Raw genomic sequence first — 21,228 nt, forward strand, 5'->3', positions numbered from 1 at the left:
TCCTTGATAAATACCTCAGTCTCCATCCTTACTGTTCTTCTGAATAGGTACTTCCTTTACAATATCTTCTTCGACTGTTAGATATAATTCTAAGTTAACTTTACCACGCTCTGTGGTTACATGCAAAACTTTTTCCGATATTACCTTGGCATCTGGACCTAATTCATATACCAGTTCTTGTTTAGCCTGTTCAATACCAATTTGAATCGCCTCTTCCTTGGTACGCTTCGTTGTGTGATATGTTTTTTCACTAATACTGGATTCAATAAACTGAAAGGGAAGCTTCCATTTTAAAAAGTAAATCGGATTCTCGTTTTGTTCTACAAAGATATCTGCATATTCTGGTGTTTTAAATCCCCAAATTGGTACTTGAAAATCATTAATACCCATGTAATATCTTTTTTCTTGTTTTCCAGTGAGCACCTCATATTTCGCTTCAAGTGGAATTGATACTGCTACCTCGTACCATGTATTTGCGATAACTTGTCCCTCTGAAGCTACGAATACCTTATTCTTATCCTTTTCCTTATTATTCTCCTCACTTTGATTTAATACTCCTGAAACAAGTACATCACCAGGCTTTACAAAATCATTCACTGCGACCTGGGGAACCCCTTTTGATATATACATTTTTTTAATTGTTCCTTTTTTTGTAGCAACCAAATGTCGTGGACCTTTTACCTTATCTTCTTTTACAATAAGCTTTTCTACTCCTTCAAGCTGAAAGGTTGTCCCCTTTTTTTGCACGCCTATCCATAACAATTCCGGTACATCGCGCATTAGCTTCTTTTGAATGTCACTTGGCGTACCAAGTGACAATGTCCACGCTCCTTGATGGATCCCGTAGCTTTCTAATTGTTTCACTACTTTTTCTTCTATTTCTTTTGGTAATCCATTAATGTCAACCTTCCAAATAATATTTGAAAGAAAAATGATAGCAAATATGCCAATTAATAATCCAAATAACACTTCTTTTCTTTTTATAAACCGATGAAATAAAAAAGGGAACCCTTTACGCCCAATAAACGAAATTCGATAATTACCTCTTCGTTTAATCTGCTTTATTGCATGAATGTCCGACAATTTTACATTTCCAACGCAGGAATCTACCCCTTTTTTTCGGACATTCCAGACTGAAATCCCCTGTTCCACACATTTCTGAAAAAACAATTCAGGCATATTCCCTTTCACTAATATTGTGACATAACCAGATAAAAACTTCCCTTGTGTGTGTTTCATTTCCTCCTCCTCCAAAGCACTCTATTATTCTGAAATAAAGCGAATATCGGTAATTGTTCCTTCTAATAATATTTCTTCAGGTAGCATCATCTTTAAAACAAAAGAAGAACCCTTAATCTGGATATATCCTTTCGTTGCTCTCAATCGTAGTTCTTCATCTGTAAATAAAGCTAAACCTTTATGATTTTCAATATACGCATGGATTTGTCCAATAACGGTTATCCTCGGTAGCTCTAATACGACATCGGAAGGCAGTGCAAGGTATTTAATTAAAAGTGGACGAATTCGTTGTTGTATATTTTTCATACGTGCAGCCCCCTCTCACACTTCTATGTTTATGAATAATCTAAACAGATAAGAACAAGGAAAATGCGTGCCCTAACAATGCTGTGAATGAATCCATAAAAAAGTATCCTTAGGATAATCTCCTAAGGATACTTTTTGTTTATCTATTATTTCTATCTGTTATGATGTTTCGATATGGCTTTTTAGCTCGAGGAGCACCCAACACTTCCGCCATGATGACACTGTCTACAAGTCCTCTTGATGTTAACCGGTTTTCCATCTGCTTTTTTCGCTTATGAATGGAATAGTGAGAATTTTGATGCTGTTGCTTCATTCCATTCATTTTTTGCTTTCCTGTATGCTGTTTATTTATGTGCTGCATCGAATGATCCATGGTTGTGTTCACTCGATTTGCTAAGCGTTCCAATTGTTGCTGCTGTTGCTCTTTAATAGATGCCGGTTGAACTGTAACCATTTCCTGCTCTGCATGTTGTTTTTGCACTTCAACCGAAGAAGGCACAGTTCGGCCTCTTTCAGAAGCAGTAGGAACTGGTCTTGGACTTTGTGCAGGTCTCGGATTTCTAGTTGGATTAGAACTTTCTTTTCTTTGATCCTCTTTACTAGTAGAATCACCAAAAAATTTAAGCAGCCCACCAACAATTAATGCGATAATAACGATGTTATCCATAATAAAATCCATACAAACCCTCCTTACAAATTGTCAGGGTTATTATTTATCACCGTCTTCAAGATCATCTTTTTCTTCAGAAAGTTTTCCAATTGAATCGCGCATTCCTGTATCTGCATTGATGTTTTGATAATTCATATAATCCATCACACCCATTTTTCCAGAGCGTAATGCCTCTGCAAGTGCTTTTGGAACATCAGCTTCTGCTTCAACAACCTTCGAGCGCATTTCTTGAACTCGAGCAACCATTTCCTGTTCTTGTGCAACAGCCATGGCACGACGTTCTTCAGCTTTCGCTTGGGCAATGTTCTTATCTGCTTCTGCTTGATCAGTTTGAAGAATCGCACCGATATTTTTACCGATATCAACGTCAGCGATATCAATAGATAAAATTTCAAAGGCTGTACCTGCATCAAGCCCTTTTGAAAGTACGGTATGTGAAATTGAATCTGGATTTTCTAATACTTGTTTATGTGTTCTTGAACTACCAATCGTACTTACTACACCTTCACCAACACGAGCAATAACAGTTTCTTCACCCGCACCACCAACTAATCGATCAATATTAGCACGTACTGTAATTCTTGCTAATGCTTTCACTTCAATTCCATCCATTGCTATACCAGCAATAAACGGTGTTTCAATAACCTTTGGATTAACACTCATTTGTACTGCCTCTAGAACATCACGACCAGCAAGGTCAATAGCGGCAGCTCTTTCAAATGTTAGCTCCATATTGGCACGATGTGCAGCGATTAGTGCGTTAACTACACGGTCAACATTACCACCTGCTAAGTAGTGGCTTTCCAATTGATTTGTAGTCACACTTAAACCTGCTTTATGTGCTTTAATTAAAGGGTTAATAACTCGATTTGGAACAACACGACGTAGTCTCATTCCAATTAACGTAAAGATTCCAACCTTAACACCGGCAGCTAGTGCGCTGATCCACAGCATGACCGGAATAAAAGTAAACAAAATCGCCACTGCGATTAAAATGACTGCGATTATGATAATCGGCATAAGTTCAGCTAAACCCATTATTCATTCCTCCTAATTATTGTGTTATTTTATATCAAAAAGTCGATTACGACCTTTGATTACCACTTTTATACTTCGCGTACAACAACACGTACGCCTTCAACTTTTACAACCTTTACTTTTCGGTCTTTTTCAATAAAGTTTCCTTCTGAAATGACATCAATTCGCTCGCCATCCATTAGTGCGGTTCCAGAAGGACGTAACGGTGTTATCGTTTCTCCTTCCAATCCAATTAACTCAAGACGTGTTTGCGATGATACATAACCAAGCTCTGTTTTCGTACTATCCTTTAAAATAATATGTCTGAACAAGCCTTTTTCCATCCCGATTGTTTTAAAGAGAATAACAGATGCAATAATCGCTACTAAGAAAGCTATTCCGATACTCATTGCCATATGCCCGACATCCGCACCGGCCACAAACAGCGATCCAATAACTGCTCCTACACCTAAGAGTCCGACTATACCACCCGGAACAAAAAATTCAGCAATTATTAACACAATCCCAAGCACTAATAATATGACTGCTTCCATTCCTGCAAGACCTGCCACGACATGGCCATAGAAGAACAAGATTAGTGCAACAAGTCCCATCGTACCCGGAACGCCAAAGCCTGGAGAATATAATTCTACAATTAACCCTAAGCTAGCAATGGATAATAAAATAGGAACGACAATTGGACTCGTTAAAAATCGGGCAATTTCCTCTGCCAAGGTGGGCTTCGTTTCAACGATGGTTGCATTCGTAAGGTTTAAATCATGCAACAGTTCAGTCCGATGGGATACGACGCTTTCAGCATACCCAACTTTCACTGCATCTTTTGGACCGAGGGTTAGAAATTTTCCTTTCGGAGCTCCGTATTCAGGTAAGTCAATATCTGCATCTGCCATAGCTAAAGCATACAGCGGATCTCGTCCTTTTGATTCTGCAGCTGTCTTCATTTGAGCTAACCATGCTGATTGTGCTTTTTTATCGGCAGCCGTTCCATCTTGATTGATAATTCCACTTGCTCCCATACGCGTATGTGGTTTCATATAGATTGTGTCCGTATTCAAAGCAATATAAGAACCTGCTGACAATGCTTCACTTACAACAAAAGAAGTGGTTGGGATTTCTAAATCCTGCAGTAAAGACGCTATTTTACCAGCCGCATCGACTCTTCCTCCAGGTGTATCAATCTCAAAAATGATATGATCTGCACCTTCTTCCGTTGCCTCCTTTGTTGTACGAGCTAGAAAGGCTTCAAGACCACGTTCTACTTCATTTTTCACAGGAATGACATAAACAAGCTTGCCACTTCCCTCTGTTTTTGCTGAACTAAAAGTAGGATGAGTCATAAAAACAGAAAAAAACATAAATACTACAAATATGTATGTAATTACTCGTCTAACAAGCAAATAAACACCCCCTTTACCTTGGTAAGAAATACGAATCAACTAATTGTAAAGTTTCATTTAATGAAATAAATATTCACTACCATTCATAGTACCATGAATAGATACACATTAGCTATTATTGAAATTTATTTCTTTTCAAAACATCCAAAAGGAAATTTTCTGGTTAACGCTTTGTTTTTTCATTAAAAAAGTCCTTGTCTATGTTGACAAGGACTTTTTTAATTTAAATTAGTTCAAATGCTTTTGTACAAGTCTATTGACTAATGCACCATCTGCTTTTCCTTTTACTTTTGGCATAATGGCACTCATCACTTTACCCATATCTTTTTTGGAAGATGCACCTACTTCTTCGACCGTTTCCTGAACAACTGCCTCAAGCTCATCTTCTGTAAGCTGGGCTGGCATATATTCCTGTAGAATCTTAATTTCAACATTAAGCTTCTCAACAAGATCTTCGCGTCCAGCAGATCTGAATTCTTGGAGGGAATCTTTTCTTTGTTTCAGTTCTCTTGATAAAATAGTTAATTCTTCATCTAAAGATAGTTCACTTTTACCAAGCTTGATCGATTCGTTTTGCAATGAAGCTTTTACCATTCGAATAACGCTAAGGGTTTCCTTATCTTTACTTTTCATGGCTTTCTTCATATCGGTGTTTAGTTGTTCCAATAATGACATCTCTTGCACCTTCTTTAGAATTTACGCTTTCTAGCAGCTTCCGATTTCTTTTTGCGACGTACGCTTGGTTTTTCATAATATTCACGCTTACGATATTCGGATAGTGTACCACTTTTTGACACACTACGTTTAAAGCGACGAAGAGCATCTTCAAGAGACTCGTTTTTACGAACGCGAGTTGTATTTGACATGCTAATTTCCCTCCCTCCGAAGCATAAAACAGAATGTAAAGGCATATGTAAGAAGATATCACATGCCTTTTGTAATTATAATATATCCATTGTTACAGGTCAACTGCTTAATTCTCAATAATACGAAGAGAGGACCACATTCTAATAATCAGAGGAACCTGACTTCCCTTTTACTATATCAATACCAGCACTAGCACCTATACGTGTCGCTCCTGCATCAATCATAGCTTTTGTTGTTTCAAAATCACGCACACCACCTGAAGCTTTCACTCCCATTTCTGGTCCAACAGTTTGACGCATTAATGTAATATCCGCAACAGTCGCACCACCACTAGAAAATCCTGTTGACGTTTTTACAAAATCGGCGCCTGCTTCTTTTGCGAGCTTGCAGACACGTACCTTTTCTTCATCTGTAAGCAGTGCTGTTTCAATAATTACCTTTGTTAATGCTTTTCCTTTTGCTTCTTTTACAACCGCCTCAATATCTTGTTTCACAAATGCATCATTACCTGATTTTAATTCACCGACATTAATAACCATGTCCACTTCTGTTGCACCATTTTGAATTGCTTGCTTTGTTTCATACACCTTTGTTTCGGTAGTTGTTGCACCGAGTGGAAAACCTATTACTGTGCATACTTTAACATCTGTCCCTTGTAATATTTCTGCACATCGTGATACCCAATGAGGATTAACACATACAGATGCAAAGGAATGCTCCTTTGCCTCAACTGCTAATTTTTCAATTTGATCCTTTGTTGCTTCAGGTTTTAGTAAGGTATGGTCGATATATTTCGCTAAATTTTGCATTGTTTTACTCCCTTTCAGTATAAGTTGTACGTACCTCTTTCGTTATCATAGCATGCTTCCGTTAAAATAGCTAATGAAAGCCTTTTCTCATCTTTAACTTATATAGATATAAGAAATCCATGAAGCATTATGATTCACACTTCATGGATTTTTACACTATTACTAACATTTTATTAAGCTTTTGCTTTTATGGATGCATGTGTTGCATTTTCCATCTCTCTAACAAAAACACCTTCATTTATAGGGTATCCAGCTTTGGTTATTTTCACACGTACAATTTTTCCTATCATATCTGGGGTTCCTCTAAATTGCACTTTCAAATAATTATCTGAGTAACCAACGAAAAGATCTGGATGAGCTGCATTTTGAATATGTTCTTCTGGAATAATTTCCACTACTTCGTTTTCGTAGCGTGAAGCATATTCTTTTGCAAGCTGATCTGAAAGCTCAATCATACTCGTTACACGCGCATTTTTCACATCTTCATCGACCTGATCCTGCATTCTAGCAGCAGGGGTACCGGTTCTACGTGAAAATGGAAATACATGAAGCTCCGAATAACCTACTTTACGTATAAAATCATAGGTTTCTTGAAACTCCTCATCCGTTTCTCCGGGAAAACCAACAATTACATCAGACGTTATCGCTAAATCAGGTAATGCTTTACGAATCTTTTCAACTTTCTCGAAGTAAAAGCTTGACGAATACTTTCTACGCATACGAGCAAGAACGGAATCCGAACCAGATTGTAAAGGTATGTGTAAGTGACGAACGACCTTTTCTGATTTATCTAATACGTCGATTACCTCATCTGTAATTTGGCTTGCTTCTATCGAAGAAATACGAATTCGTTTTAGCCCTTCTACTTTTGTTTCAAGATCTATTAATAGCTTAGCAAAATTATAGTCATTCATGTCTTCGCCATACCCGGCAGTATGAATCCCAGTTAAAACAATTTCTTTATACCCAGCATCTACTAACTTTTGTGCTTGGCTAATAACACTTTCTGGATCCCTTGAGCGTAATAATCCGCGAGACCAAGGAATAATACAAAATGTACAGAAGTTATTACATCCTTCTTGAATCTTCAACGATGCTCTAGTTCGATCGGTAAACACAGGAACATCCATTTCTTCAAATACACGATTTTTCATAATGTTTGAAACACCATTAATTGGCTCGCGCGTTTTTTGGTGTTCTTCAATATACTTGATCATGTTTTTTCTGTTCTGTGTACCAACTACAACATCTACACCTGGAATTTCCATAATCTCCCCAGGGGATGTTTGTGCATAGCAACCTGTAACACAAACGACAGCCTCTGGATTTTTACGGATGGCTCGTCGAATAATTTGTCGACTCTTTTTATCTCCAGTATTTGTAACGGTACACGTGTTAATAACATAGATGTCTGATTGGCTATCAAAATCAACGCGTTCATAGCCATTTTCTTTAAACATCCGCCATATTCCTTCAGTTTCATAATGATTAACCTTACAACCCAATGTATGAAAAGCCACAGTAGGCATTACGAACACTCCAATTCTTCAAAATGATAGGAAATACTTGCTAGTGCATAGAGCGCTGCGGTTTCAGTCCGCAAAATTCTTCGTCCTAATCGGACTGGAACAAATGCATGCTCTTTTAAGGTATGGATTTCAGCTGGAGAAAACCCACCCTCTGGACCAATACAAATTAAGATGCTTTCACCTGGTTTCAGCTGTGAAAGTTGCTTGCTAAAGGAATGATGCACATCTGTTTTAGCTTCTTCCTCATACGCGATAACACACACATCGTAGTTTTTACTTTCTTCTACGAGCTGTGGAAGCGTCACTCTGTTTTTAATATGTGGAATGGTATTTCGATGGCACTGTTCACTCGCTTCTTTCACAATCTTTTGATACCGACTTAATTTCTTTTGAGCCTTTTTATCATCCCATTTTACAACAGATCGTTCCGCTTGAAAAGGGATGAAGGAATATGCGCCGAGCTCGGTTCCTTTTTGAAGAACAAGTTCAAATTTATCTCCCTTTGGTAGACCCTGGACAATTGTTGCCTTCACTGGTAGCTCAGAAGATTCTTCTAACCATTCTTCTATATATAGAGTAATCTCTGTCTCATTCAATTCGGTAATTTTTGCCGTCCCTGCTTTTCCACTCGGATGATTACATATAACCAAATCACCTACAGTGTTTCGCATAACTTTTACAATATGATGTGCATCCTCGCCAGTGATGATAACATGTTTACCATCCCAATTATTTTCTGGAATAAAATACCTTTGCAACGCATGCACCTACTTCTTATCTTTTTTTGCAACAATTGATACCCAATCTTCCATCTCGTTTGATTCAACGATTGAAAAACCACTATCCTTTAGCTTATTCAAGACCATTTCCTTCTTAGCTTGAATGATGCCAGAAGTAATAAATAAGCCATCATCCTTTAAATTTTTCCAAGCATCTTCCACAAACTGAACAATAATTTCAGCTAAAATATTAGAAACAATAACATTTGCTTGTATTGCTACATTTTGTAATAGATTGTTTTGTTGTACTTCGATTTTGGCTTCTTGTTTATTCGTCTCCATATTTAAACGCGTGCTTTTAATAGCAACATCATCTAAATCATACGCATATACCTTATTCGCGCCTAATGCTGCAGAAGCAATACTTAAAATTCCTGAACCACATCCAACATCAATAACGACATCACCTTTTCGTATAAAGCTTTCCAATGCACGTAAGCTTAATATTGTCGTTGGATGTGTACCAGTACCAAATGCCATGCCTGGATCCAATTCAATCAGAATTTCATCGTCATTACTCGGCTGATAATTTTCCCAAGTCGGAGCAATTGTGATATGATCCGATACCCTCACAGGCTTGTAATACTTTTTCCACGCTGTTTCCCAGTCTTCTTCTTGAACCTCTGATTGAATAATATGATTTTTACCAAGCTTAATGTCATAGTGACGTAAACGATCAATGCTTTGCCTTAAATCGTCCACTTTCTCTGTTAATTGCTCATTAATAGGGAAATAAGCTTTCACATATACCCCTTCATCCGGATAATCACTAGCATCTAATTCAAATATCTCTCCATATAACGGAACGCGGTCAATCATCAAATCTATTGGATCCTCTATTACAACTCCCGCTGCGCCAAACTCATGCAAGATATTCGATATCGGCTCTACCGCTTCATTTGTCGTATGAATACAAATTTCCGACCATTTCAACTTTAAACCACCCATTTCATAAAATACGTGCACAGTTTTAGCTTTTTGAATCGTTATGGTCAGCCTTTATTAATCACCTTTAAAGGCTTTCTTAAACCGTTGGAAAAACGAATCATCTTCTTCATTTATTTGTTCATTTCCACCAATATCACTAAATTCACGCAATAATTCCTTTTGTCGATCTGTTAGCTTTGTAGGAGTTACGATCCGCACTTTAATATGTTGGTCCCCATGTCCATAACCACGTACGTTAGGCGCACCTTTTCCTTTTAAACGAAACACTCTACCTGATTGCGTTCCTGCTGGTATTTTTAACTTCACTTTTCCATGCACAGTTGGCACCTCTACTTCATCTCCTAGTGCTGCCTGTGCAAAAGTGAGTGGTAGTTCACAATATATATGATCTCCTTCTCTTTCAAAAAACGCATGATCGCGAATTTTTACGACAACATATAAATCTCCGGCAGGTCCACCATTTACTCCTGCTTCCCCTTTACCAGCAACTCGAATTTGTTGTCCCTCATCAATACCTGCTGGAATGGTTATATTAATTTTTTTGTTTTTCGTAATGCGTCCTGTCCCACTGCAAGTAGTACATTTATCAGGAATAATTTTGCCAGATCCATTACAGTAATGACATACTCTGCGATTTACAACTTTACCAAAAGGGGTATTTTGTTCTGTATTTAATTGCCCTGTTCCATGACAATGTGAACAGGTTTTCGCCTCTGTACCTGGCTTTGCACCAGAACCATGACATGTATTACAATCCTCTTCTTTTGGAACGGTTATTTCTGCTTCTTTTCCAAAGATCGCTTCTTCAAAGTTCAACACCATCGTATATTGCAAGTCATTACCTTGCTGAGGTGCATTTGGATCACGTCTGCGGCCACCGCCGCCACCGAAAAACATATCAAAAATATCACCAAATCCACCAAAGTCCTGTGCACCACCAAAGCCGCCAAAGCCTTGTCCCTGAGCTCCTGCATGACCAAACTGATCATATTGGCTCCGCTTCTGGTCATCACTTAAAACTTCATAAGCTTCTTTAACCTCTTTAAATTGATCTGCGGCACCCGCTTCTTTGTTTACGTCCGGGTGGTATTTTCTTGCTAACTTACGGTACGCCTTTTTCACTTCTTCTTTTGAGGCATCCTTGGAAACACCTAATACCTCATAATAATCCCGTTTACTCAACTGTAAATCACTCTCCCGATACACTTTTGCATACGTTTTATGTTACCATTTTTTCTTTATTAATGCCAAACAAGGATAGATATTGCTGCTTGATGCATCTATTTATTTATCAAGTTAAAAAGTCAAAGCCAAGAATTTCCTGACTTTGACTTTTTTGTGTAAAGTAGTTATTATTTTTTATCCGCTTCGTCGTCTACTTCTTGATAATCTGCATCAACAACATCTTCATCCGCATTTGCTTCTTGACCTTCTTGTGCTTGATTTTGTTGTGCCATTTGTTCATATAGTTTAACGGATAATTGTTGAACCTGCTCCTGTAAAGCGTCTTTTTTCGCTTTAATTTCTTCCAGATTATCTGTTTCTAATGCTTTCTTTAATTCTTCTTTTGCAGCTTCTGCTTTTTGCTTATCTTCTTCAGAAACATTGTCTGCTAAATCCTTCAATGTTTTATCAGTTGTAAACAATAATTGATCTGCTTCATTTCGAGTATCCACTTCTTCACGACGCTTTTTATCTGCATCCGCATTTTCTTCAGCTTCTTTTACCATGCGATCGACTTCTTCATCAGAAAGACCAGAGGAAGATTTTATCGTAATGGATTGTTCTTTGTTTGTACCCATATCTTTTGCACGTACATTAACAATCCCGTTTGCATCAATGTCAAAAGATACCTCAATTTGTGGTACACCTCTTGGTGCTGGAGGAATATCTCCTAATTGGAAACGGCCAAGCGTTTTGTTATCTGCAGCCATTTCTCTTTCACCTTGCAAGACATGAATATCAACGGCGGTTTGATTGTCCGCTGCCGTAGAGAATACTTGTGAATGACTTGTAGGGATCGTTGTATTACGCTCAATTAGCTTTGTAAATACGCCACCCATTGTTTCAATTCCTAGCGATAGTGGTGTTACATCTAATAGGAGAACATCTTTTACATCCCCTTGTAACACACCACCTTGAATAGCAGCACCTAGCGCAACTACTTCATCTGGGTTTACCCCTTTTGAAGGCTCTTGTCCTGTTTCTTTTTTAATAGCTTCTTGTACTGCAGGGATTCGAGTTGAACCACCAACAAGAATTACTTTATTAATTTCACTTGCAGACAAACCAGCATCTGACAATGCTTTACGTGTAGGAATCATCGTACGTTCTACTAAATCGGAGGATAACTCTTCAAATTTAGCACGTGTAAGATTCATTTCTAGGTGCAAAGGTCCAGCTTCTCCTGCTGTGATAAATGGAAGTGAAATCTGCGTTTGCGTTACACCAGAAAGATCTTTTTTAGCTTTTTCTGCAGCATCCTTCAAGCGTTGCACTGCCATTTTATCCTGTGATAAATCGATGCCATTTTCTTTTTTGAATTCACGTACCATGTAATCAATAATTACATTATCAAAATCGTCTCCACCTAAACGATTATCACCTGCTGTTGCAACTACTTCAAACGTGCCATCTCCAATATCCAAAATGGACACATCAAACGTACCGCCACCTAGGTCATATACTAAAATCGTTTGGTCCTGGTCAGCTTTATCAATACCATATGCTAAAGCTGCTGCTGTTGGTTCGTTAATAATACGTTCTACTTCTAATCCGGCTATTTTTCCAGCGTCTTTTGTTGCTTGACGCTCTGCATCATTAAAATATGCTGGTACAGTAATAACTGCTTTTTCAACTTTTTCTCCAATATAATCTTCTGCATAAGACTTTAAATGCTGCAAAATAATCGCAGATATTTCTTGTGGTGTATATTCCTTATCTTCTAGTTTCTCTTTATAATCTGTACCCATATGACGCTTAACAGATTGTACTGTATTAGGATTTGTAATCGCTTGACGCTTTGCAACCTCACCTACTTGTCGTTCTCCATTTTTGAATGAAACAACAGATGGTGTTGTACGATTTCCTTCTGGATTTGGAATAACTACCGCTTCTCCACCTTCCATTACTGCAACACATGAGTTAGTTGTACCTAAATCAATACCAATAATTTTACTCATTTTCTATTTCCTCCTTCAAACACTTCTATTTATTAACTTTTACCATTGCTGGTCGAATAACGCGATCCTTTAGCATATAACCTTTTTGGAGCTCCTCGACAATTATATTGGACGGTTTTTCACTGTCCTCTACCTGCATTACCGCATGGTGCAAGTTTGGATCAAATTCTTCTCCAACCGTTTGCACTTCAACTACTCCTTGAGATTTTAATGCATCGATTAATTGTCTATACACCATCGATATACCTTCCACATAGCTTTCCGCTTCTTCCGGCACATCAGTTTGTAAGGCGCGATCAAAATTATCAATAGCAGGAAGTAATTCTGTTACTAAATCCTGTGCCTTATATTTTTGGTTTGCTGCTTTTTCTTTTTGTGTTCTTTTCTTAAAGTTATCATACTCTGCTTGGATACGAAGTAAACGCTGATACATCTCATCTTTTTCTTGTTGAAGCTGCAACATTTCCTTATGTAAGTCATCCGTTACTGCCTCATCATCAGAAGATAGATTCTGTTCTTTTATTTCCTCATCGATAATTACTTCTTGTTCTACTTCGTTCTCTTTATTTTCTTCCATAACTTTATCTGTTGATTTCTCTTCCAACCGTGCCACCTCCATTATAAAACTGCCATCACCGAATATACCATAAAGCAATAATAAAATAAAAAAATGCACTTTGAAGAGGTAGCCGAAAGCTTTGGGCTACTCTCCAGCTTTACTCCTTATCTTGATACCAATGATGTAACGCTTGTGTCATTTCTTCAGACAAGGCATTCATAAGCGTTATTACTTTTCGATATTCCATTCTCGTTGGCCCTATTAAGGCAATCGTTCCCATTTGATTTTCACCTATATCATAGGATGCAGTAATTAAGCTAAGATCTTTTATCGCTTCAAGCTTGTTTTCATTTCCAATCGTTACTTTAATTCCATTTTGAGAGGATTTGATTAGGTCTGCAACCTCATCTTCATTTTCCATCATGGAATAAAATGATCTTATTTTTTCCACATTATTAAACTCTGGCTGCATTAAAATATTGGATTTTCCTCCGATGTACAGCTTAACTGGCTGATCACTAAAAAATACGGAGCTCAAATAATCATACGCAATCTCTACATCATTTACATACTTATTCAAAAGCGCCATGATTTCTGAATGCAAAACATGCTGTAATCGAAGCATCGGCACACCTTGAAGTCGACTATTTAAAATATTGATCATTTTTTCTAAGTCTGACGCTTGCATTTGTGCCGGAACTGTAAAGGTTCGATGCTCTACATGCCCTGCATCTGTAATGAGAATTGCAACTGCAGAACGATGTGATAATGGAATAATTTGCAGCTGCTTTAATTTAGTATTAAATATTTCCGGACCGAGAATAATCGACGTATAATTTGTAATGTCCGATAAAATCTCAGCAGCTTTTTGTACAACCTGCTCCATTTCAAGAAAACCATCCTGGACAATATGTTTCATAATGTGAAGATTTGTTTTCTTGAGCGTCGGCGCGATGACATAATCAACATAATAACGATAGCCTTTTTCTGATGGGATACGACCAGAGGAAGTATGAGTTTTTTCTAAATAACCCATCTCCTCTAAATCTGCCATCTCATTTCGGATCGTCGCTGCACTATAAGGAATATTTCCTTTTTTTGAAATTACTCGCGATCCTACGGGATGTGCAGATTCGATAAAATCATCAATAATGACTTGTAAAATCAATAATTGCCTTTCTGTTAGCATGATGATCACCTCTGTTAGCACTCACATCCCTTGAGTGCTAATTCTAATAATAAATTAACAAATCCTTATTTTTTTGTCAACGCACACGCTCGATATCTTTATCTTCTAATAAGAAATGAGAAAATACATCATTTCCAAATAGTAATCCTTTATCAGTTAAACGCAATGTATTGTTGTTTTCGTCAATCCATTCTTTTTCGATTAGTTTATCAATCGCTTCTCGATATAATACATCATAAGAAAAACCATATTTTTCTATAAATATATTTCTATCAATCCCAGCTCTTTTACGAAGCCCTAAAAACATTTCTTCCTCAACCTGTTCCTTGAAACCAATTTTTTCTATTTGTAAAAGCGGGTGTCCATCCTCCAGCGCTTGCTTGATATACGCAGGAAGCGGGCGAATATTACTCGTTCTCTTTCCAGGTAAATAACCAGATGCACCAGCACCGAAGCCATAATAAAATTCATTACTCCAGTAAGTTAGATTATGCTTGCTTTCAAATCCCGGTTTCGCATAATTACTTATTTCATATTGCGTATAACCGTTTTTTTCCATGCTGTTTTTTAGAAGCTCATACATTGCCACTTCTTCCTCTTGTTCAGGGCGATGCAATTCCCCTTTGCGATGCTTGTTATAAAAGATCGTTTTCGGTTCTATTTGTAATGAATAAGAAGAATAGTGTGGTAAGTGAAATGATAGTGCTTCATTTACGGTTTGTTCAAACTGTTTAACCGTTTGATTTGGTAACGAATAAATTAAATCAATACTTATATTGGAAAAACCATGCTTTTGCAATAATTCTATCGTTTCGTATACATCTTTTACTTTATGTGCTCTACCGATTGCTTCGAGCATGCTGTCATCAAAAACCTGAACACCTAATGAAACACGATTCACACCATAGTGCTTTAAAAGGATTACCTTTTCTTCATCAAAATCACCTGGATTTGCTTCAATCGTAAACTCTTCACAATGATCGACATCAAACTTTTCGTGAATCGTATCAAATAACACCCATAATTGAGGAACACTTAATGCCGTTGGTGTTCCACCACCAATAAATATCGTTCGTACCTTCTGCTTATTCCCCGTCACATTTACTTCTATTTCATTTCGTAATGCTTGTACATAATCTGAGGCAACTGCTTCATTATAAAAAACCTTTGCAAAATCACAATAATGGCAGATTTGCTGACAGAAAGGAATATGGATATAGACCGCTTGTATCATGACATCCCTACTTTCTAGCGTTCTCATTAAATAAGAAAAGGGAAACTTTATTGGCTATTGTTGCAATAAAGTTGTCCCACATATGTTAATCATCATTCATTTGTAGCACCGCCATAAATGCTTCTTGTGGTACTTCAACTGATCCTACCATTTTCATGCGCTTTTTACCTTCTTTTTGTTTTTCCAATAGCTTTCTTTTTCTCGAAATATCGCCGCCATAACATTTTGCTAACACATTTTTACGCATCGCTTTAATCGTTGAACGTGCAACAATTTTATTTCCGATTGCCGCTTGAACAGGCACCTCAAACTGTTGTCGGGGGATTAATTCCTTTAGCTTTTCAACAATTTGTTTTCCGCGTTCATAAGCAAAATCACGGTGAACGATAAAGGATAAAGCATCAATTGTTTCTGCATTAAGTAAAATATCCATTTTAACAAGCTTTGAGCTCTGATAACCAATTAATTCATAGTCAAACGAAGCATAGCCCTTTGTTTGTGATTTTAATTGATCAAAAAAGTCGTACACAATTTCAGAAAGCGGGATATGATAAACCACATTCACTCGAATATCATCGAGATACTCCATATTTATAAATTGGCCACGTTTTTTCTGCGAGATCTCCATCACCGCTCCTACGTAGTCATTCGGTACCATGATTGTTGCTTTAACAAAAGGTTCTCTAATTTCTTCGATTGATTGCGGATCTGGCATTGTTGATGGATTATCTACGCGCAGTGTTTCTCCATCTGTTTGCTCTACTTCATAGATTACACTTGGAGCAGTAGTAATTAAATCAATCTTAAATTCGCGTTCAATCCGCTCTTGAATGATTTCCATATGCAATAAGCCTAGAAAACCACAACGAAATCCAAAGCCTAATGCTTGTGACGTTTCAGCCTCATATTGCAGTGAAGAATCATTTAATTCCAACCGCTCTAGTGCCTCACGAAGATCATTATATTTATTCGGGTCAATTGGATACAATCCACAAAACACCATTGGATTGAGCTTTCGATAGCCTGGAAGTGGTTCTTCTGCCTTATTAGAAGCTAATGTAATGGTATCGCCTACCCTGGTATCTCCTACGTTTTTAATGGACGCTGTTAAATAACCAACATCACCAACATGAAGTGCTTCTTTTGCATCTGGTTTTGGATTAAAAACACCAACTTCATTTACTTCAAATTCTTTACCAGTTGCCATCATTTTAATTTTATCGCCGACCTTAACTGAGCCTTCCTTCACACAAACATAGGCGATTACACCTCGATAAGGGTCATACAAAGAGTCAAAAATTAACGCTTTTAATGGATCTTCTTCATCTCCTGAAGGAGCAGGCACTGCTTCAACAATTCGCTCTAATATTTCATCAATCCCAATGTTGGCTTTAGCAGAAGCAAGGATGACATCATCTGGATCAATTCCAATTACTTCTTCTAGTTCTTTCTTTACTCGTTCAGGATCAGCACTAGGTAAATCAATTTTATTAATTACCGGAATAATTTCTAAGTCATTGTCTAGTGCGAGGTATACGTTTGCCAATGTTTGTGCTTCAATTCCTTGTGCTGCATCTACAACAAGAATTGCCCCCTCACAAGCAGCCAGACTTCTCGAAACTTCATATGTAAAATCGACATGCCCAGGTGTATCAATTAAATGGAAAATATAGTCCTCTCCATTTTTTGCTTTATACTGTAATTGAACTGCATTTAGTTTAATCGTTATCCCACGCTCACGTTCAAGGTCCATGGCATCGAGAAATTGTTCCTTCATTTCTCGTTGGGTTAATGCTTTCGTATTTTCTAATATTCGATCAGCCAACGTTGATTTTCCATGATCAATGTGGGCAATGATTGAAAAGTTGCGTACATTCGCTTGTTTTCTCACCATGCGTGAAGTTCACTCCTACGTGTCTTTTACCACTTTATCGAACTGTGTAAAAGAAATAAATTTTCTCAAATAATGCTTTATTCGTTTAGATTGCTAGCATTGATTATAGCAATTGCAGCCCTTTGTTTCAAGAATGAATGCAAGGTTTATCCATCTTTCTACCCTTTACGAAATAAAAAAGAAAGTACGCTTTTCCGAATGGATTCGCTGCTCGAGCCGTTCCTACAGAACTAGCATTGCTTCACAGCGAACTTCATACGCAGAAATAGCGCATTTCTTTTTAAGGAGTCTTACACTTTCAACTGTTTGATTAGATGGTGTATTCAGGAAGTCTATTCTAGAGATTAAAAATTCAACTGATTTTTTCATAACAAATCTTTTACGGAAGCTAAAAAAATAGTTGTGTAATTTGATAAAGGATATTTACGACAGCTTCATAAAAATGATTGACACTTTTTTCGAGAAATGCAGCTGTTTTCTGCGTAAAATGAGTAGGTAAACGATCATCTACCGAAACAGTATTTACTTGTTGTGTAACGATGTCACTTTCTTCTTTGGTGGGTTCGACCATTTCATCTTGTGCATCTTTTGTTACGCCCTCATTTAATTGCGCATTTCCGACTTCATTTATTTTATCCATCCCAACTAACATTCCACCTAGAAAGCATATCACTAATAGTAGTAATACAACGAATGACCGCATTCTCTTTCCTCCTTTAATTACTTACTTTTTCAGCATCCCAATAGAAATCACTAAACACATCTGCCAGTGCATCCGCAGAACGGTATAGCTCATCCATATTATTTTCCACGCCACCAAACTCCAACAAAATAGCATTTTCTGATAAATCTTGGTTAAAAACGCCATTTGTTCCTGCGCCTTTTTTGGGTAAAATCCCTCTACTCAAGCCAGGGTACTTTTTTTCCAATAAGTAATGTAATTTTGTAGCAAGCTGAAGATTTTTCTCGTACGATGCATATTCCTCACCAATAACAATCATAATTCTTGCATAGTCTTTTCCATTGATATTCTTCGTCGTTGTTTTTCGAGGCTGTGCATCACGATGAATATCAAAAGCATATTGAAAGTCTTTATTCGTTGCTAAAGCTTCTTTTACTACTTCTCTTGAGGCCTTATAAGACATCCCATACTTCCAGCCTTTATCGTTTAGCATATTCATAATATCCGTTTGATCAACAATAGTGCCGATCCCTTCATTTCGTAATCCCTTTGCTAATCGCTCGCTAATTTTTGTGACGTTTACCTCTTTATGATGGGCATCGTCTGGATTGGATACACCTGGCAAATGCGGCAAAAAAGATTCTCGATTATGTGTGTTATAAATAAACACAATATTTTTATCCCCTGTTGAGGCTTTATTTTTTCCTTGTTCTTCTTTGTCGGCCGCTTGCTCATCTTCTCCGTCTACAACCGCTTCACGATCTTTCAAGACTTCTTCTAAGGGTGGTGACGATTCTACGGGGAGGTTTGTATAATTCGTCCCTTCACCCGCAATCAAAATACGATTATCAAATATAGAAAAACCTGGTATTTCATTTCCCAATAAACTTCTTGGATCATTCGGCTTTATACTTGTAGCAATTTCAAAAAGCGTTGAAGAAACATCTGGAGGCACTTTATCCTGTGGAAACGCTTCTTGAAAGGCTTTATTTTCCATCCCCATTAAAAATAAAAACGTCGTACTATCAATTTTACTTGTCCATTCTGTTACCGTATTCGAAGAGAATCGATAAGCAGGTGAGATTGTTGTCAATACGCCAATAAAAATAAACAAGAGAATAACACTAGCAAAATACGAGCTACTTCTTTTCAACATGAAGGGAACGATATTCCCTTTATTTTTACGTTTCATTTCGTCCTACTCACCTCTTTTGAAGTTGCCATGGAATGATCATCTGTTTTAAATCTATGACAAACAAGTGGAAGGTAGAACTAAAAATTCTCGTATTCTTTCACGTTAACTAGAGTTAATAGAATAAAAATACGCCCAATTTTCGGGCGCATGATGTGTATCTGCTTTATCGTGAGTAAGAAGCAAAGTTATCAATATTTACATTCTCATGAAGTGCTGCATTGATACCATTTGCAATTAAGTGTGACATATCAATCATAAATCCATCCACTTCTTTTGGAGTAACCATTAAATTATGCCCTAATGGTGTAAGCACTTCTGCAATTAATGCTCTTTTTTCTTCGTCTGAAAGATTTCCTACCATTCCAAGAAAGGCATTTCTTTTTTCTGCGTCAGGCATATCTTCTTCCGCTAGCTTTTTTCTTCCAAACGAGAAGCCTCCAGGTGCCAGTGCTTGAGCGGGACGACCCTTGTCTCGCCATTCTTTCCCAAAATGCTTCAAAATAAAATCAATGGTATCACTTGTAATCGTAACCGCATCCACTACAGTCGGAACACCAATTGCTAAAACTGGAATACCGAGCGTTTCTTTACTTAATTCTTTTCGTTTATTTCCTACGCCTGAGCCTGGATGAATCCCTGCATCAGATAATTGAATCGTTTCGTTAATTCGTTCAATAGACCTTGAAGCCAGTGCATCTACCGCAATAACAAAATCAGGATTGAACTTTTCGATAATCCCATGAATAATATTACTTGTTTCAATTCCTGTTACACCCATTACGCCAGGAGTAACCGCTGCTACAGAACGGTATCCATCGTGAACCGTTTCATACTCTAATTTAAACAAATGACTCGTTACCATAACCTTTTCTATCGTCATCGGTCCTAACGCATCCGGAGTCACATTCCAATTTCCGAGTCCAACAATTAAACCCGTCGCATCGCTCTCTATTTTATTTTTCTTTAATAGCGCTTCTAATTCTTTTGCCAATAGTTTAGCTGCATCTTCTTGACGCTTTGTATCTTGTCGCTTCACGCCATCTGCATAAATAGTTACATATGTTCCAGGCTTCTTGGCAACTAATTCGGAGCCTTCCGCATCAATTTCTACATAAACAATACGAATATCGTTTTCTGTTCTTTCTTTTGTTATAACACCTTTTATTTCTTCCTCTTTTTTATTTTCCTTTTCCACGTACATATTTTTTGCTTCAATAGCTAAATCTGTACGCACTTGAAAATTATCCGCTTCCTTTTTCACAGCATTCTTCCTTTCTTATACATTTCTATCCATATCGTGCACTATTTATCAAAATTCATACAATTGAAGCGCAATGTATAACAAAGCTATTGAAAACATGGAGCGGCTTTGGTAAAATATCTCTTGTTACATTCGTTTTTATTGACGAGTTGTATCATTGGGAGGTGAAAGAATTGGCTAACATTAAATCTGCTATTAAACGGGTTGAAGTAAATAACAAAAAACGTTTACAAAATCAATCTGATAAATCAGACATGCGTTCACAAATTAAACAGGTTGAAAAATTTGTAGAAGCAAAAGACGTAGAAAATGCACAAGCAGCATTACGTCAAGCAAGCAAAAAAATTGATAAAGCGGTACAAAAAGGGATTATCCATAAAAATACGGGTGATCGTCAAAAATCCCGCCTAACAAAACAAGTAAATAAACTTGGTGCATAATAAAAAACGA

At 37.3% G+C, this 21,228-nt stretch carries 21 protein-coding genes; 1 reads left to right on the forward strand and 20 read right to left on the reverse strand.

Annotated features, from left to right (window positions below; translation table 11 throughout):
* Positions 1-15: 15 nt before the first annotated feature.
* The 20 genes from yqfD to gpr all read right to left on the reverse strand — a co-directional run bounded on the left by yqfD (position 16) and on the right by gpr (position 20,778).
* Positions 16-1,239 carry a sporulation protein YqfD gene (yqfD, locus tag QBK89_RS07595; protein ID WP_284140437.1) on the reverse strand — a complete coding sequence of 408 codons (1,224 nt, stop codon included), beginning with the start codon at positions 1,237-1,239 and terminating at the stop codon, positions 16-18.
* A gap of 24 nt (positions 1,240-1,263) precedes the next feature.
* The gene (yqfC, locus tag QBK89_RS07600) at positions 1,264-1,545 is read right to left on the reverse strand and encodes a sporulation protein YqfC (protein WP_284140438.1); all 282 of its coding nucleotides are present in this window, start codon (positions 1,543-1,545) and stop codon (positions 1,264-1,266) included.
* A 139-nt stretch (positions 1,546-1,684) separates the two neighbouring features.
* Positions 1,685-2,224 carry a hypothetical protein gene (locus QBK89_RS07605; RefSeq protein ID WP_284140439.1) on the reverse strand — a complete coding sequence of 180 codons (540 nt, stop codon included), beginning with the start codon at positions 2,222-2,224 and terminating at the stop codon, positions 1,685-1,687.
* Positions 2,225-2,254: 30 nt separating this feature from the next.
* Positions 2,255-3,253, reverse strand: a complete 999-nt coding sequence (floA, locus tag QBK89_RS07610) for a flotillin-like protein FloA (RefSeq protein ID WP_284140440.1) — start codon at positions 3,251-3,253, stop codon at positions 2,255-2,257.
* Positions 3,254-3,321: 68 nt separating this feature from the next.
* The gene (locus QBK89_RS07615; protein ID WP_284140478.1) at positions 3,322-4,608 is read right to left on the reverse strand and encodes an NfeD family protein; all 1,287 of its coding nucleotides are present in this window, start codon (positions 4,606-4,608) and stop codon (positions 3,322-3,324) included.
* Between the two features lie 270 nt (positions 4,609-4,878).
* Positions 4,879-5,325, reverse strand: coding sequence for a GatB/YqeY domain-containing protein (locus QBK89_RS07620; RefSeq protein WP_284140441.1), 447 nt, complete (start codon positions 5,323-5,325; stop codon positions 4,879-4,881).
* Positions 5,326-5,339: 14 nt separating this feature from the next.
* Complete coding sequence (gene rpsU / locus QBK89_RS07625) at positions 5,340-5,516, reverse strand: 30S ribosomal protein S21 (protein WP_284140442.1); 177 nt, start codon at positions 5,514-5,516, stop codon at positions 5,340-5,342.
* Between the two features lie 141 nt (positions 5,517-5,657).
* Entirely contained in the window at positions 5,658-6,326 is a 669-nt protein-coding gene (deoC, locus tag QBK89_RS07630; protein ID WP_284140443.1) for a deoxyribose-phosphate aldolase, read from the reverse strand.
* A gap of 173 nt (positions 6,327-6,499) precedes the next feature.
* Positions 6,500-7,855 carry a tRNA (N(6)-L-threonylcarbamoyladenosine(37)-C(2))-methylthiotransferase MtaB gene (mtaB, locus tag QBK89_RS07635; RefSeq protein ID WP_284140444.1) on the reverse strand — a complete coding sequence of 452 codons (1,356 nt, stop codon included), beginning with the start codon at positions 7,853-7,855 and terminating at the stop codon, positions 6,500-6,502.
* Positions 7,855-8,613 carry a 16S rRNA (uracil(1498)-N(3))-methyltransferase gene (locus QBK89_RS07640; protein ID WP_284140445.1) on the reverse strand — a complete coding sequence of 253 codons (759 nt, stop codon included), beginning with the start codon at positions 8,611-8,613 and terminating at the stop codon, positions 7,855-7,857. Before QBK89_RS07640 ends, mtaB begins: the two co-directional genes overlap by 1 nt.
* A gap of 9 nt (positions 8,614-8,622) precedes the next feature.
* Positions 8,623-9,567 carry a 50S ribosomal protein L11 methyltransferase gene (prmA, locus tag QBK89_RS07645; protein ID WP_284140446.1) on the reverse strand — a complete coding sequence of 315 codons (945 nt, stop codon included), beginning with the start codon at positions 9,565-9,567 and terminating at the stop codon, positions 8,623-8,625.
* Positions 9,568-9,636: 69 nt separating this feature from the next.
* The gene (dnaJ, locus tag QBK89_RS07650; RefSeq protein WP_284140447.1) at positions 9,637-10,764 is read right to left on the reverse strand and encodes a molecular chaperone DnaJ; all 1,128 of its coding nucleotides are present in this window, start codon (positions 10,762-10,764) and stop codon (positions 9,637-9,639) included.
* A 170-nt stretch (positions 10,765-10,934) separates the two neighbouring features.
* The gene (gene dnaK, locus QBK89_RS07655; RefSeq protein WP_284140448.1) at positions 10,935-12,764 is read right to left on the reverse strand and encodes a molecular chaperone DnaK; all 1,830 of its coding nucleotides are present in this window, start codon (positions 12,762-12,764) and stop codon (positions 10,935-10,937) included.
* A 25-nt stretch (positions 12,765-12,789) separates the two neighbouring features.
* On the reverse strand, positions 12,790-13,368 hold the full coding sequence (gene grpE, locus QBK89_RS07660; protein ID WP_284140449.1) for a nucleotide exchange factor GrpE: 579 nt from the start codon (positions 13,366-13,368) through the stop codon (positions 12,790-12,792).
* A 112-nt stretch (positions 13,369-13,480) separates the two neighbouring features.
* Positions 13,481-14,512, reverse strand: coding sequence for a heat-inducible transcriptional repressor HrcA (gene hrcA, locus QBK89_RS07665; protein ID WP_284140450.1), 1,032 nt, complete (start codon positions 14,510-14,512; stop codon positions 13,481-13,483).
* Positions 14,513-14,588: 76 nt separating this feature from the next.
* The gene (gene hemW / locus QBK89_RS07670; protein ID WP_284140451.1) at positions 14,589-15,746 is read right to left on the reverse strand and encodes a radical SAM family heme chaperone HemW; all 1,158 of its coding nucleotides are present in this window, start codon (positions 15,744-15,746) and stop codon (positions 14,589-14,591) included.
* 85 nt (positions 15,747-15,831) lie between these two features.
* Positions 15,832-17,640 carry a translation elongation factor 4 gene (gene lepA / locus QBK89_RS07675; protein ID WP_284140452.1) on the reverse strand — a complete coding sequence of 603 codons (1,809 nt, stop codon included), beginning with the start codon at positions 17,638-17,640 and terminating at the stop codon, positions 15,832-15,834.
* A 388-nt stretch (positions 17,641-18,028) separates the two neighbouring features.
* Positions 18,029-18,343 (reverse strand): hypothetical protein, encoded by a 315-nt coding sequence (locus QBK89_RS07680; protein ID WP_284140453.1) that lies wholly within the window; start codon positions 18,341-18,343, stop codon positions 18,029-18,031.
* Between the two features lie 13 nt (positions 18,344-18,356).
* Positions 18,357-19,514: a stage II sporulation protein P gene (spoIIP, locus tag QBK89_RS07685; RefSeq protein ID WP_284140454.1), complete on the reverse strand. Its 1,158-nt coding sequence runs from the start codon at positions 19,512-19,514 to the stop codon at positions 18,357-18,359.
* A gap of 166 nt (positions 19,515-19,680) precedes the next feature.
* A complete protein-coding gene (gene gpr, locus QBK89_RS07690; RefSeq protein WP_284140455.1) occupies positions 19,681-20,778 on the reverse strand; it encodes a GPR endopeptidase in 1,098 nt (365 codons plus the stop codon).
* Positions 20,779-20,951: 173 nt separating this feature from the next.
* Between gpr and rpsT the strand changes: the two genes are divergently transcribed.
* Complete coding sequence (gene rpsT, locus QBK89_RS07695; RefSeq protein ID WP_284140456.1) at positions 20,952-21,218, forward strand: 30S ribosomal protein S20; 267 nt, start codon at positions 20,952-20,954, stop codon at positions 21,216-21,218.
* Positions 21,219-21,228: the final 10 nt, after the last annotated feature.

It is taken from the genome of Virgibacillus sp. LDC-1 (assembly GCF_030137545.1).
Taxonomy (GTDB): Bacteria; Bacillota; Bacilli; order Bacillales; family Amphibacillaceae; genus LDC-1.

Bases quoted from the DNA above. Each gene is read 5' to 3' on its own strand.
- lepA (WP_284140452.1), bottom strand. From the start codon at position 17,640: ATGGTGAGAAAACAAGCGAATGTACGCAACTTTTCAATCATTGCCCAC.
- hrcA (WP_284140450.1), bottom strand. From the start codon at position 14,512: ATGCTAACAGAAAGGCAATTATTGATTTTACAAGTCATTATTGATGAT.
- yqfD (WP_284140437.1), bottom strand. From the start codon at position 1,239: ATGAAACACACACAAGGGAAGTTTTTATCTGGTTATGTCACAATATTA.
- QBK89_RS07680 (WP_284140453.1), bottom strand. From the start codon at position 18,343: ATGCGGTCATTCGTTGTATTACTACTATTAGTGATATGCTTTCTAGGT.
- QBK89_RS07615 (WP_284140478.1), bottom strand. From the start codon at position 4,608: ATGTTTTTTTCTGTTTTTATGACTCATCCTACTTTTAGTTCAGCAAAA.
- hemW (WP_284140451.1), bottom strand. From the start codon at position 15,746: ATGATACAAGCGGTCTATATCCATATTCCTTTCTGTCAGCAAATCTGC.
- mtaB (WP_284140444.1), bottom strand. From the start codon at position 7,855: ATGCCTACTGTGGCTTTTCATACATTGGGTTGTAAGGTTAATCATTAT.
- QBK89_RS07620 (WP_284140441.1), bottom strand. From the start codon at position 5,325: ATGTCATTATTGGAACAACTAAACACCGATATGAAGAAAGCCATGAAA.
- QBK89_RS07605 (WP_284140439.1), bottom strand. From the start codon at position 2,224: ATGGATTTTATTATGGATAACATCGTTATTATCGCATTAATTGTTGGT.
- yqfC (WP_284140438.1), bottom strand. From the start codon at position 1,545: ATGAAAAATATACAACAACGAATTCGTCCACTTTTAATTAAATACCTT.
- dnaK (WP_284140448.1), bottom strand. From the start codon at position 12,764: ATGAGTAAAATTATTGGTATTGATTTAGGTACAACTAACTCATGTGTT.
- deoC (WP_284140443.1), bottom strand. From the start codon at position 6,326: ATGCAAAATTTAGCGAAATATATCGACCATACCTTACTAAAACCTGAA.
- spoIIP (WP_284140454.1), bottom strand. From the start codon at position 19,514: ATGAAACGTAAAAATAAAGGGAATATCGTTCCCTTCATGTTGAAAAGA.
- rpsU (WP_284140442.1), bottom strand. From the start codon at position 5,516: ATGTCAAATACAACTCGCGTTCGTAAAAACGAGTCTCTTGAAGATGCT.
- floA (WP_284140440.1), bottom strand. From the start codon at position 3,253: ATGGGTTTAGCTGAACTTATGCCGATTATCATAATCGCAGTCATTTTA.